This is a genomic window from Maribacter sp. 4G9 (assembly GCF_002742265.1).
GTDB lineage: Bacteria > Bacteroidota > Bacteroidia > Flavobacteriales > Flavobacteriaceae > Maribacter.
In genome coordinates this window covers 73,276-87,904 of sequence record NZ_MDGL01000126.1, presented here as the reverse complement: position 1 = coordinate 87,904, position 14,629 = coordinate 73,276, and the positions used below count along the sequence as shown (strand labels likewise).

The 14,629-nt window shown below is 44.5% G+C and carries 8 protein-coding genes; 7 read left to right on the top strand and 1 reads right to left on the bottom strand.

The window, feature by feature from the left end:
- Nucleotides 1–2 precede the first annotated feature (2 nt).
- Nucleotides 3–1,349, bottom strand: coding sequence for an FAD-dependent oxidoreductase (locus BFP75_RS12675; protein WP_099545752.1), 1,347 nt, complete (start codon nucleotides 1,347–1,349; stop codon nucleotides 3–5).
- Between the two features lie 129 nt (nucleotides 1,350–1,478).
- On the opposite strand from BFP75_RS12675, the gene BFP75_RS12670 reads away from it, so the two are divergent.
- From BFP75_RS12670 to BFP75_RS12635, 7 genes are all read left to right on the top strand, one after another.
- Nucleotides 1,479–2,108, top strand: coding sequence for a flavin reductase family protein (locus BFP75_RS12670; protein WP_099545751.1), 630 nt, complete (start codon nucleotides 1,479–1,481; stop codon nucleotides 2,106–2,108).
- Nucleotides 2,109–2,273: a DUF2256 domain-containing protein gene (locus BFP75_RS12665; RefSeq protein WP_099545750.1), complete on the top strand. Its 165-nt coding sequence runs from the start codon at nucleotides 2,109–2,111 to the stop codon at nucleotides 2,271–2,273.
- The gene (locus BFP75_RS12660; protein ID WP_099545749.1) at nucleotides 2,251–3,552 is read left to right on the top strand and encodes a DASH family cryptochrome; all 1,302 of its coding nucleotides are present in this window, start codon (nucleotides 2,251–2,253) and stop codon (nucleotides 3,550–3,552) included. Before BFP75_RS12665 ends, BFP75_RS12660 begins: the two co-directional genes overlap by 23 nt.
- Nucleotides 3,553–3,668: 116 nt before the next feature.
- Nucleotides 3,669–5,240: a cryptochrome/photolyase family protein gene (locus BFP75_RS12655; protein ID WP_099545748.1), complete on the top strand. Its 1,572-nt coding sequence runs from the start codon at nucleotides 3,669–3,671 to the stop codon at nucleotides 5,238–5,240.
- 523 nt (nucleotides 5,241–5,763) lie between these two features.
- Nucleotides 5,764–8,832 carry an Ig-like domain-containing protein gene (locus tag BFP75_RS12645; RefSeq protein ID WP_123803446.1) on the top strand — a complete coding sequence of 1,023 codons (3,069 nt, stop codon included), beginning with the start codon at nucleotides 5,764–5,766 and terminating at the stop codon, nucleotides 8,830–8,832.
- Nucleotides 8,829–9,353, top strand: coding sequence for a Calx-beta domain-containing protein (locus tag BFP75_RS12640; protein ID WP_099545745.1), 525 nt, complete (start codon nucleotides 8,829–8,831; stop codon nucleotides 9,351–9,353). The genes BFP75_RS12645 and BFP75_RS12640 overlap by 4 nt, the downstream gene beginning before the upstream one ends.
- 55 nt (nucleotides 9,354–9,408) lie before the next feature.
- Nucleotides 9,409–14,421, top strand: a complete 5,013-nt coding sequence (locus tag BFP75_RS12635; protein WP_099545744.1) for a Calx-beta domain-containing protein — start codon at nucleotides 9,409–9,411, stop codon at nucleotides 14,419–14,421.
- The last annotated feature ends 208 nt before the right edge of the window (nucleotides 14,422–14,629 follow it).

Genomic DNA, 14,629 nt, shown 5'->3' with positions numbered 1-14,629 from the left:
GTTTAATCTTTCAAGGCTTCCAATATTTTGTCCTCAACTTCTAGGCTATCCCAAATGGCATCAATATTTGGTATCGCCATGACCTCTTTCATGATTTTTTCCTGAAAATCACCTTCGGCAAGAGCCTCTGCATATGGCCGGTCTGAAAAGGTTACCCTGCTATAGGCCGGTATCCATTTCTCCGGATGCTTTTCAGCGAAACGCTTCTCAATTTTCTTCTGCAATAAAAATAGGGGATCTGCGGTCTTGCTGCTCATTTCCATAAAATTTCGATAGCTCAGTTCCGCTATGGCATCGGCATTTGGTTTTCGTTTTTCCTGATAATTTTTGAATATGGTCTCCCAATCATCCCCATAAGTTCGTATCAAATCGTTTAACTCATAAATATCCTCAAACCCTGCATTCATGCCCTGTCCATAAAACGGAACTATGGCATGGGCAGAATCGCCCACAAGGGCCACTTTGTCCCAATAAGTCCAAGGGAAGCATTTCATGGTCACCATGGCACTCGTAGGATTCTTAAAAAAATCATGGGTCAGGTTCTCTATGTCCTTCCTTACATTTGGAAAGTAGTTACTGAAAAATTGGATGGCATCTTCTTTGGTCCTGATACTATCAAACGAAACCTCACCCTCAAAAGGCATAAAGAGGGTACAGGTAAAACTGCCGTCCAAGTTGGGCATGGCAATAAACATAAACTGGCCCCTAGGCCAAATATGAAAAGAGTTTTTGTCCAATTTGTAAGAACCGTCCTCGTTGGGCGGGATCGTTAGTTCCTTGTAGCCCACATCGATAAAATCCTGGGAATAATCAAACCGGCTCCTACGCTGCATTTTGTGACGTACGCGGGAAAAAGCACCGTCGCAACCAAATACCAAATCAAAATCATAGGCCGTCCACTCCCCCTTCTCTGTTTCCCCCGTAAACACTTGTGCCTTAGGTAAATCAACATCCCAAACCTTTTCCTCGAACCTGAATTCAACACCGGCTTGCTCCGCCAAGTCGATCATTTTTTTATTGAGCACGCCTCTTGAAATAGACCAAATAGCCTCTCCGTCCTTCCCGTATTTTTGAAAATATTCAGGTTTTCCTATTACATGAATGGCCCTTTTATCTAGGGGAATGCCTATTTTCCGTATTTCGGTATCAATGCCAACTTCCCTTAAAGCCTTCCATCCCCTATTACTCATGGCAAGATTAATCGACCTTCCGGAAAACTCGACCAGGCGGATATCAGGTCTTCGATCAAAAACGGTAATCGTATGCCCATACTTCTTTAGGTAAATGGCTAATAAAGAGCCCACGAGCCCTGATCCTATAATGGCAATATTCTTTTTTGTCTGGGTCATAAACGGTATGCTTGGTCTATTTGAACAGTATTTGGAAGGTAAAATAGAAATTAATATAGGTTTTAATTAAATATTAACTCTTTTTGTTTAGTCAATATTTAATTTTATTAAACAATTAATATAGCTAGAATGCATTTTAATCTTTCGGATTTAAAAAACCTCCCTAACAGATTCAGGGCAAATTTAATCAATAGTTCCACAGGGTACAGACCGAGCAACCTTTTAGGCACAAAATCTGATCAAGGCGTTACAAATCTGGCCGTGTTCAACTCCATTTCACATATTGGAAGCGACCCTGCGATGCTCGGTTTCGTTTTAAGACCACTTACGGTCCGAAGGGATACCTATGACAATATAAAGGCGACCGGCTTTTTTACCGTAAACCACGTAAATGCTTCCATACTTGAAGAAAGTCATCAAACTTCAGCTAAATACGGGGATCACGAATCGGAATTTATTAAAACAGGCCTGACAGTGGAGTATCTTGATGGATTCCACGCACCTTATGTAAAGGAAAGTCATATAAAATTGGGCTGTTCCTACGTAAACGAATACACCATTGAAGAAAACGGCTGTGTACTGGTCATTGGGGCCATAGAACATTTGTACGTTCCAGAGGATGCCCTGTTCGACGATGGGAGCATCAATCTAGAAAGCGCCCAGAGCATCGCCAACATTGGGTTGGACGGTTATGCCCTTCCCAAACTTTTGAAAAGATTTGCCTATGCCCGGACAACAGAGAAAACAGCGGAAAAATAAATGGCACATAAAAAGCCCCATCTTGACTCAAAAGTCTGCCCCGTTTGTGGACTTTCCTTTTCCTGGAGAAAAAAATGGGAGAGAAATTGGGAAGCGGTAATCTATTGCAGTGAAAAGTGTAGAAGAAACAAAAACAGGGCACATGAATCATCTAGTCTGGTTTAGAAATGATTTAAGGGTACAGGACAATGTCTCCCTTATAAAAGCGAGCAAAGGGGACAGCGTCATTGGGGTTTATTGTTTTGACCCTCTGTATTTTAAAACGGGTGACTTCGGGTTTAAAAAAACAGAACGGTTCAGGGGCCAATTTTTAATCGAATCCGTGAGGGAATTAAGGAACAATTTGAAAAAGTTCAATATTCCGCTGTACGTCTATTTTGGAAAATCATCGGAACATATACCCCAGCTTGTAAAGGAACATGAAATTGATACTATTTATCTTCAAAAAGAGTGGACGCGGGATGAAGTTGCCATTCTAAATGCGGTCAAAACACGTATGGGTGAAAACGTACATTTTCAGGAGTCGTACGACCAATTTCTTTTTCATCCTGAGGACATCCCCTACCCTAGTTATCTTGATATCCCAAAGGTTTTTACCGAATTCAGGAAAAAGTGCGAAAAATACTGCAAGGTTCGTCCTGCAGTTACCTTTGAAAAGATTTTCCCTATAACAAACTATTTGGAAAACCATACGAAGATACCTTCATTAGCCGATCTAGGATTAACGGAGCCGATAGCGGACAGTAGGACTGCCTTTCCTTTTAAGGGCGGAGAGACACAAGCCGCAAAAAGGATTGAACATTATTTCTGGGAGACCAAAAAATTGGCGTTTTATAAAAAAACAAGAAACGGACTGTTGGGTACCGATTATAGCTCCAAACTTTCGGCTTGGTTGGCAAACGGCAGTATCTCCGCACGTACCATTTATTGGGAAGTAAAAAAATTCGAGAAGGAAGTCAAAAAAAACGAGGATACCTATTGGTTGATCTTTGAACTGATATGGCGTGATTTTTTCAAATATGTATCCATAAAATATGGTCCTAAAATTTTTCAGTTGGGAGGAATTTTAAACAAGGACTACGATTGGAATTTTGACAAGACGAAATTAATGCAATGGGCATTGGGCAATACAGCAGATTCCTTTGTAGACGCCAATATGAAGGAACTGGAAAAAACGGGATGGATGAGCAATAGGGGTCGGCAAAACGTAGCCAGTTATTGGGCCAAGGAACTGGAGCAGGATTGGCGTTACGGTGCCGCCTATTTTGAGAGCATGTTGATCGACTACGACGTGCATAGCAATTGGGGCAACTGGATGTACAACAGTGGAGTAGGCAACGACCCTCGGGACCGAAAATTCAACACCAAATTACAGGCAGAACGCTATGACCCCAATGGAAAATTTCAAAAACAATGGTTGCAGCAGCGCTTATTTGACCAATAGCATGTAGCATCTGTGTATTTGTTTTCTGAGGATCCGTAATTATTCATACTATATTTTGTCAAAAAAAATTGCCCTTGATAATAAAATATTGATAATCAAAAAATTAAAGCTATAAAATGACTAATGAGAACTCCTCCCCTTCGGGGAGGCCGGGTGGGGCTATATTACGCTTGATATTGGGCGATCAGCTGAACCAAAAACACAGTTGGTTTGACTCGGTAGATGATAATATTACCTACCTCATGGCGGAAATGCGCCAGGAGACGGACTACGTAAAGCATCACATCCAAAAGGTCACGGCCTTCTTTTTGGCCATGCGTGCCTTTAAGGACGAACTTTCGGAAAAAGGTCACAAATTCATTTATTTAAAAATTGGGGATGAAGAAAATCCCCATGACCTCACAAAGATTATTGAAAAATATTGCCTTATTACCGAAGCGGACCAATTTGAATACCAACTGCCGGACGAATATCGATTGGATGCACAATTAAAACAAATTGCCGAATCCCTGAAAATCGATAGTAAAGCCGTGGATACGGAGCATTTTTACACAAGTCGGTATGAGTTAAAGGAGTTCTTTACAGGGAAGAAACAATTGTTGATGGAATCCTTTTACAGGATGATGCGAAAGAAACATGGCATCCTAGTAGAAAATGGTCAACCCCTTGGTGGGAAATGGAACTACGACCAAAGCAATCGCAAGAAGTGGAAGGGAACACCGGAAATTCCCCACGAGCGTGGATTTAGAAAGGACGTCACCAATCTATTGGAGGAAATAGAGCAAGCCAGTGTAAAAACCTTTGGGGGAATTGATCCGGAAAAGTTCAGTTGGCCTGTAAGTAGGGCGGATTGCCTATCGGTACTCAATTATTTTTGTAAGGAGCTGTTGGTTCATTTTGGGGATTATCAGGATGCCATGCATACCCAAGAGAAGTACCTTTTCCATTCGCGATTATCCTTCGCCATGAACGCCAAAATTATAAGTCCGAAGGAAGTCATTGATAAGGTCTTGGAACATTTCCATGAAAATAAGGAAGAAATCGATATTTCACAGGTAGAAGGTTTTATACGGCAAATATTGGGTTGGCGGGAATATATGCGTGGCATTTATTGGAAGGAAATGCCCGGTTATGCCCAACTGAACAAGCTTGAAAACAGGAATCCCCTTCCAGATTTTTTTTGGACGGGCAACACCAAAATGAACTGCTTAAAACATGCTATTGGACAAAGCCTTTCCGATGCCTATGCCCACCACATCCAACGACTTATGGTCATTGGTAATTTTGCCCTGTTGGCACAAATAGATCCAGATGAAGTGGACCAATGGTATCTAGGGGTTTACATCGATGCCATTGAATGGGTGGAAATTACCAATACCAGGGGCATGAGCCAATTTGCCGATGGTGGTATCGTCGCTACCAAACCGTACGTGAGCAGCGCCAATTATATTCACAAAATGGGCAATTATTGTGACGGATGTCACTACAAACATACCCAAAAGGAAGGGGACAATGCCTGTCCTTTCAATATCCTGTACTGGAATTTTCTGGATGCAAAAAAGGAACATTTCAAGGACAATCAACGCATGAGCATGATGCTAAGTTTGCTCGAAAAGAAAAGTGCTTCGGAGATGGAGTATATTCGAGAAAAATCAGCCGAAATCATTAAAAATCCAGATGCGTTTTAACAAATGATTAAAGGTGAAAAAACGTCCAATTAAGTATCTTAGAACGTATATAAATGGACTATTCCGCGAGAGCGTCTATATATATCCAAGAAGCTCCTTCACAATAAGATTGTGAAGGAGCTTTTTCAATTTAATCACCCCTCGTAAAATACAGATTTTCAGCGTATTTTCTTACGTTGTACTACGTATTTTACGCGCTATACTATTTCCCATGTTGCCCGTTAGCAAAGGGCTTAGCCACAAATAATGCCCATAAACCACTAAAAATAGGGCACTCACAACAATTCTTACATAAAGCACATTCCCTATGCGTTATTTCGTATTAAGGTAACTCAACGATTATTCAAGCACTAACAACTTGAAATTTAAGGGTTTTAAAGATTTGAGTCTACTTTTACATTCGTAATTGATCCCAAATCGTTACAACCCAAAATCTGAACTTGACCTAAGCATAAAACATGTCCTAACCAGACGTGTACCATTAGGTTAAGAAAGATTAAAATGAATTTCAAAATCTTGACCTATGAAGCTAAGTACTACTTCAACTTTAAAGAAATCGCTTCTTTTTGCATTTTTTGCATGCTTGTTATTTTCAAGTGACCAATTATTCTCCCAAGCCAATTCCATAACTTCAGGAGTGACATTTACTTGGGACGGACCACAGCCCCAGAACAATAGACCAGCTACTTTAGAAAGCATAACCATAAATGGCGAAGTCTATAATACATTTGCGGTACCCTCGGGCTATTCATTGATGCAGGTAGGTCCGGCAGGTCCAGGCGATAATAGCATTCGTGAAAATGGAACTCAAATTTTGGGTACAAGTGCTGATCCAACATGGAATGCAGCAGCGTTGAGTGCCTATCAAGATTTGAATTTAAATCATTATTTCTCGGCGTCTAACAATGGACAAAATATTTGCAATGATTATCCGGCAGTTCCAACCACTGTTGGACAAATTCAATCAGTTACTTATTCACCCGCCATTCCAGTTAATACCGGGTCGGTACTTGCAGTATCGGAGCGTAATGCCAACAATTGTCAACATATTTCCTTATTCGGAACTTTGCCTGGTAGTAGTACCGTGCAATTGTTGGGACAAACTTTTGTAACTCCTGATAGAGCGTATTCGGGCCCGCAACCAAACCTGCCACCTCCTGCAGGTTCGGACTATTGGCTAACAGAACGTGTTAATGATACCGGAGGAACAATTGGTATAGCCTTATATTATTTAGAAGAATTTGCTCCAGCAGGATCTTGGATCACTGAAATTAGGTTTACCGCTGCAACGGTTGATGTTGCCGACGGTAAATTTTTAATTATGCAGCAATATGCTATAGACGAATGTATAGACATTAAATTGGACAGGGACGGTAATGGAAATGTTGGACTGAATGATAACGTACCGGCCGGCAGTGAATTTAGCCTCATATCTGGCCCAAGTAATGGTACGTTGACTTTTAATTCAGATGGAACATATAATTACCAACCTAATGCCGGCTATTCAGGTACAGACAGTTTTGAGTACGAGGTTTGTTTACCTCCACCAAATAGAAATGTTTGTGATACGGCAACGGTATGTATTGGCATAGGCCCTGATGCACAGTCAGACAGTGCTGTGGTAGAAACCAATTCTTCAAATAATCGAATCAATGTTCTTGACAATGATATTTTTGGTAGTTCAGGACCTCAGGCAGGTACAGCGATTACAAACAGCACTAATCCTGCAAATGGCACGGTAACCTTAAATAATAACGGCACACCAAGTAATCCTTTAGATGACTATTTCACCTACACCCCAAATGGAGGTTTTTTAGGAACAGATTCTTTCACCTACGAGATTACCGATGCGGCAGGCAATACCGCTACAGCAACAGTTATAATTACGGTAGCCCCTGATACTGATAATGACAACATTCCCAATCCTATTGACTTAGATGACGATAATGATGGTATATTAGATTCAAATGAATCACAAGAATGTATTGATGATGACTACATTCAATGGGGGTTAAACAGCCCAATTGGTGGTAGATCTGTAGATTTTGTTCAAAACCCAGCCATTACCAATTGGTTATTGGCCAGCACAGGCAATATTGCCACGGGTGCGGGACTCAACAGTTCGTCACCTGGTTCAGAACTTCAAATAAGCGGTCTAGATGCTTACACGTATGAAGAAGCATTGACAAATAATGAATATATAGAAGTAGGTTTCACCACCGGCTCTGGAATTTCTGATCAGATGATTGAACGTTTAGGTGTTAATTGGTATCGAAATTCTGATGGCTTTACGGTAGGAAACTCTTATGATGCCGCTATAGCTATCTCATCGGATAATTTTGCTACTTCACACTTATTGAATACTGATGTTCAAATACATTATCCTTCAAACGGGGTTTCGGAATTCTTTGATTTATTACCAACTGGCACAACCTATAGACTTGAAGAAAACACGACATATACACTTCGTTTTTATGCCTATAACCAGACCAATGATGGTAATGTTGCCTATTCAGTTTATGACGACTTTACAATTCGTTTTTCAGGATGTCAAGATTTAGATACCGATGGTGACGGAACTGCAGATCACCTTGAAGGTGATTCAGATGCTGACGGATGCGCCGATGCTATTGAAGCAGGTCATACCGATCCTGATGGTGATTTAGTACTAGGGAATTCTCCAGTAACCGTTAATCCTAATGGTCAAGTTACAGGGCAAGGGGGTTATAGTGGCACAAACAGTAATGTAACCATAGCAACACGAGTAACTTTAAACACAGCCCCCATTGACCAAATGGTCAATAATGGAGGTTCAGTAAGCTTCTCAATTGATTTAGATGCGATTAACACTACAAATTTTTCTGGGGGAGCTCCTAATTATGGAAGTGGAACGGACAGTTCTGGACAACTGCGTTACCAATGGCAAGAAAATGGAACAAACCTATCTAATGGAGGTGTATATTCTGGTGTCAATACGGCAACCCTTACCATATCAAATACTTCAGGGCTTGACAATAATACGTATACTGTTCTAGTCACTCATTTAAACAATAATTGTTTTACTTTAGATAGAACTGCTACATTAACTATCACACCTGAAATTACTATAAATAATTCTTCAACGGTTGAAGGAACCAATAATGTTTTTACAATTAGTTCTTCTGCTGCCATTAGTCAAGATGTAGTTTTCAATATAAGCTACACAAATATTAATACGACCAATGCAGATTTTACAGTTCCTAGGCCTAATACAATTACCCTTCTTGCAAATGATACTTCGGCTTCCTTTAATGTGGCAACTTTTGACGATACCCTGATTGAACCAACTGAAAGATATGAAGTAGAAATTTCCTACGCCTCAGGTGGAACAGTGAATATTACTGATAATGAAGGAAGGGGTGAAATACTCGATAATGACGGTGGTGCAGGGTTCGGTATCTCCGTAGCAGATTTTACCGTTGACGAAAGCGTCGGTACCGCTAACTTTGTGGTATCATCGAACGTTGCCGTCGCTGGGGCATATACCGTGAACTATACCATATCAAACGGGTCTGCCGTAAGAAACCAGAAGATTTCACCGTACCCGCTATGACAGGGACACTGAACTTCTCGGGGGCTGCAGGACAGACCGTCAACATACCGATTGACATCACCGACGATGCCATCATCGAGGGAACTGAAAACCTTACCGTTACCATCAACTCCGTATCCAACCCATTGGTCAACATCGTAGATGGCGACGCAATCGGTACCATTACAGATAATGACGGTGGCTCTGGATTGGGTATCTCGGTAGCGGACTTTACAGTAGACGAAAGCGTCGGTACCGCCAACTTTGTGGTATCATCTAACGTGGCAGTTGCCGGGGCATATACCGTGAATTATACCATATCAAACGGGTCTGCCGTAAGAAACCAAGATTTCACCGTACCCGCTATGACAGGGACACTGAACTTCTCGGGGGCTGCAGGACAGACCGTCAACATACCGATTGACATCACCGACGATGCCATCATCGAGGGAACTGAAAACCTTACCGTTACCATCAACTCCGTATCCAACCCATTGGTCAACATCGTAGAATGGCGACGCAATCGGTACCATTACAGATAATGACGGTGGCACAGGGTTCGGTATCTCCGTAGCAGATTTTACCGTTGACGAAGGTGTGGGTACCGCCAACTTTGTGGTATCATCTAACGTGGCAGTTGCCGGGGCATATACCGTGAACTATACCATATCTAACGGGTCTGCCGTAAGAAACCAGGATTTCACCGTACCGGCTATGACAGGTACACTGAACTTCTCGGGGGCTACAGGACAGACCGTCAATATTCCGATTGACATCACAGACGATGCCATCATCGAGGGAACTGAAAACCTTACCGTTACCATCAACTCCGTATCCAACCCATTGGTCAACATCGTAGATGGCGACGCAATCGGTACCATTACAGATAATGACGGTGGCGCAGGTGTTGGTATTTCTGTTGCCGACTTTACCGTGGATGAAAGTGCTGGTACGGCTACTTTTGATGTATCATTGAACGCAGATGTTCAAGGTGGGTTCTCTGTTGACTTTACAGTAGCAGATGGCTCTGCCATTGCTCCAAGTGACTACACCGTGGCTTCAAATACGGGTACACTTAACTTCGCCGGTACCAACGGTGAAGTGCAGACCGTAACCGTGACCATTATTGACGATACATTGATTGAAGCTAGTGAAGACCTTGACATTACTCTTTCAGGACTTTCAACTGGACTTATAAACATTGTGGATGGAGATGCAACCGGTACCATTACCGATAATGATGGTGGTGCAGGTGTTGGTATCTCGGTAGCAGACTTTACAGTCGACGAGAGTGCTGGCACGGCTACTTTTGACGTATCATTGAACGCAGATGTTCAAGGTGGGTTCTCCGTGGATTTTACAATAGCGGATGGTTCCGCCATCGCTCCAGGTGACTACACCGTGGCCTCGAATACGGGTACACTTAACTTCACCGGTACCAACGGTGAGGTGCAGACCGTAACCGTGACCATTATCGATGACACCTTGATTGAATCGGCGGAAGACCTTGGTATTGCCCTTTCAGGACTTACAACGGGACTTATAAATATTGTGGATGGAGATGCAACCGGTACCATTACGGATAATGATGACAATGGCCCGACAGAAGGTATCTCGGTAGCCGACTTTACCGTAGACGAGGGCGTGGGCATCACCGAATTTGTGATTACCTATACGGGTCCTACCGTTCAAAATTCCTTTACGGTAGACTTTAGCGTAACAGATGGAACGGCCATAGATCCAGATGACTATTCCGTGGCCACGGTGGGCACACAAGTGACCTTCCCTGCTGGAACTGCAGATGGTGATATGCTTTTGGTAAGCATCAATATTATGGACGATTTCATCATAGAGCCAAACGAGGATCTCAACATCACCCTACCAAATATATCCATCCCGGCCATCAACATTCTGGACGGGAACGGTATCGGTACCATTACGGATAACGACGGTTCAGGCCCTGGCGAAGGTATCTCCGTGGCAGACTTTACCGTGGACGAGGGCGTAGGTACGGCGGATTTCGTCATCACCTATACTGGGCCTACCGTGGCGAGCAGCTTTACCGTTGATTTCAGTATCACGGATGGTACGGCCATAAATCCGGACGATTATACCGTGGCCACGGTGGGCACGCAAGTGACCTTCCCTGCAGGTACCGCCAATGGCGATACCCAGGTGGTGACCGTAAACATTGTGGACGACCTGATTATCGAAAGTTCTGAAGATTTGAACATTACATTGTCCAATATCTCCATACCGGCCATCAACATGGTGGACGGTGACGGTATCGGTACCATAACCGATAACGACGGCTCCGGTCCGGGAGAGGGTATCTCCGTGGCGGACTTTACCGTGGACGAAAGTGTAGGGACTGCCGACTTCGTCATCACCTATACCGGTCCTACCGTGGCCGATAGCTTTACCGTTGATTTCAGTATCACGGATGGTACGGCCATTGATCCAGACGACTATACAGTGGCAACGGTGGGCACGCAGGTGACCTTCCCTGCCGGTACCGCCAACGGCGATACCCAAATCGTGACGGTGAACATCGTCGACGATATGATTATTGAGGGTGCTGAAGACTTAAACATTACTTTGTCCAACATCTCCATCCCTGTAATAAACATTGTCGATGGGGACGGTATCGGAACGATTACCGATAACGACGGCTCCGGTCCGGGAGAGGGAATCTCCGTGGCGGACTTTACCGTGGACGAGGGCGTGGGCATCACCGAATTTGTGATTACCTATACGGGTCCTACCGTTCAAAATTCCTTTACGGTAGACTTTAGCATAACAGATGGAACGGCCATAGATCCAGATGACTATTCCGTGGCCACGGTGGGCACACAAGTGACCTTCCCTGCTGGAACTGCAGATGGTGATATGCTTTTGGTAAGCATCAATATTTTGGACGATTTCATCATAGAGCCAAACGAGGATCTCAACATCACCCTACCAAATATATCCATCCCGGCCATCAACATTCTGGACGGGAACGGTATCGGTACCATTACGGATAACGACGGTTCAGGCCCTGGCGAAGGTATCTCCGTGGCAGACTTTACCGTGGACGAGGGCGTAGGTACGGCGGATTTCGTCATTACCTATACCGGGCCTACCGTAGCGAACAGCTTTACCGTGGATTTTGTCGTGACCGATGGCACTGCTATAAATCCGGACGATTATACCGTGGCAACGGTGGGTACCCTAGTGACCTTCCCCGCGGGTACCGCCAATGGCGATACCCAGGTAGTGACCATAAACATTGTGGACGATATGATCATTGAGGGTATGGAAAACCTGGACATCACCTTGTCCAATATCTCCATCCCAGTTATCAATATGGTCGATGGCGATGGTATGGGGACCATAACCGATAACGACGGCTCCGGTCCGGGAGAAGGTATCTCCGTGGCCGACTTTACCGTGGACGAGGGTGTGGGTACGGCAGATTTGGTCATCACCTATACCGGTCCTACCGTTCTGGACGCCTTTACCGTAGACTTTGTCATCACGGACGGTTCCGCGACAAGCCCAGAAGATTATACTGCTACCATGACCGGTTCGGTCATCTTCCCTGCAGGAACGATGGACGGCGATACACAGGTCGTGACCGTCAACATCGTGGACGATATGGTGATTGAAAATGCCGAGGATTTGAACATTACATTGTCCAATATCTCAATCCCGGCCATCAACATGGTGGATGGCGACGGAATCGGAACGATTACGGACAACGACGGCTCCGGTCCGGGCGAAGGTATCTCCGTAGCCGACTTTACCGTGGACGAGGGCGTGGGTACGGCAGATTTCGTCATCATCTATACCGGTCCTACCGTTCAGGACGCCTTTACCGTGGACTTCTTGGTGACAGATGGCACCGCCATCAATCCCGATGATTATACAGTGGCAACTATGGGTACTTCCGTAACCTTCCCTGCGGGAACTATGGACGGCGATATACAGGTCGTGACCGTCAACATCGTGGACGATATGGTGATTGAAAATGCCGAGGACTTGAACATTACTTTGTCCAATATTTCCATCCCTTTAATCAACATGGTCGATGGGGATGGTATCGGAACGATAACCGATAATGACGGATCCGGTCCCGGAGAGGGAATCTCCGTGGCGGACTTTACCGTGGACGAGGGCGTAGGTACGGCGGATTTCGTGATCACCTATACGGGACCAACAGTGGCCGATAGCTTTACCGTGGATTTCGCTATCACGGACGGTTCCGCGACAAGCCCCGAAGATTATACTGCTACCATGACCGGTTCGGTCACCTTCCCGGTAGGTACCGCCAACGGCGATACGCAGGTGGTGACGGTGAATATCGTGGACGATATGGTGATTGAAAATGCCGAGGACTTGAACATCACCCTGTCCAACATCTCCATCCCCGTTATAAATATGCTGGATGGTGATGGTATAGGAACGATAACGGACAATGACGGCAACGGTCCTCTTGAAGGAATCTCGGTAAGCGACTTTACCGTGGACGAGAGCGTGGGTACGGTGGACTTCGTGATATCCTACACCGGGAATACCGTTCAGGATGCCTTCAACGTCAACTTCACGGTGACGGACGGTTCCGCGACAAGCCCAGACGATTATACGTCTACCATGACCGGGACGGTCACCTTCCCTGCCGGTACCGCCAATGGTGATACCCAGGTAGTGACCATCAGCATCGTGGACGATATGTTGGCCGAAACTACCGAGGACCTGAACATAGCCCTGGCCTTCGACCCCTTGCCGCCCATGGGCATCAACATGCTAGACGGGAATGGTATCGGCACCATTACGGACAACGATATCATGCCAAGTCCATATCAAGAAGAAGTGACCATCATGTGCGGCGAAGAACTGCCACCTGCACCGGAACTGACCTTTATGGGCGGATGCGGAAACTATACGGTGGTCTATAACGAGGTCAGACAGGATGCCTCCGATTCCGATGACTATATGATCATCAGGACCTGGGACGTGACCGATGCCTGCGGCAACAATGCCATCTTTGAACAGATCGTGTTCGTGATGCAGCCACAGCTCGAGGAAGTGGCCATCGATATCTGTATCGAAGACGCGCCCATTGACCTTGTGGACTATCTGCCCGCCGGCTTTGATACCAATGGTACCTTTACCGCGATAACTGAGGGTGCGGTACTGAACGGTAGCGTATTTGATCCAATGGTACACCAATTGCAGGAATACCTTGTGGAATATAGCTCCACAGCAGGTGACTGTAAGTACTTTGTAGACTTCACGATTACCGTGAACAATGACTGCGTACCTTGTAATGTGGACGATTTCACTATATCCAAGGCGATTACGGCAAACGGTGATAATATCAACGACCTGTTCGAGATCAGGGGTGCGGAGTTCTGTGACAGCACCTTCGACGTGATGGTGTTCAACAGATGGGGGAACAAGGTCTTCGAGGCTACGGACTACCAGAACGACTGGGGAGGCTATGCGCCGAACAACGCCATCGGACAATCCGGATTCTTGCCAACGGGCACCTACTATTATATCATCAACGTAAAAGGTGAGAATACCGAACAGATCAATGGGTATATCTATATAGGAACACAATAAATAAATCCATAAGGTCCTGAACCCTATTCATCCAAGGTATCCAAATAAGGGTATTTTGGATGAAGTTAGGGTTCAAAAAGAGCCTTCAAACATCTATAAAAACAAGCTTTTGAGCGAATTAATATTTAGAAATCGAGAATAAGCCGAGATTAAACGATTTAATTGTAATCAGGAAAACAACTAATATAACTTTGTACATGAATAACCT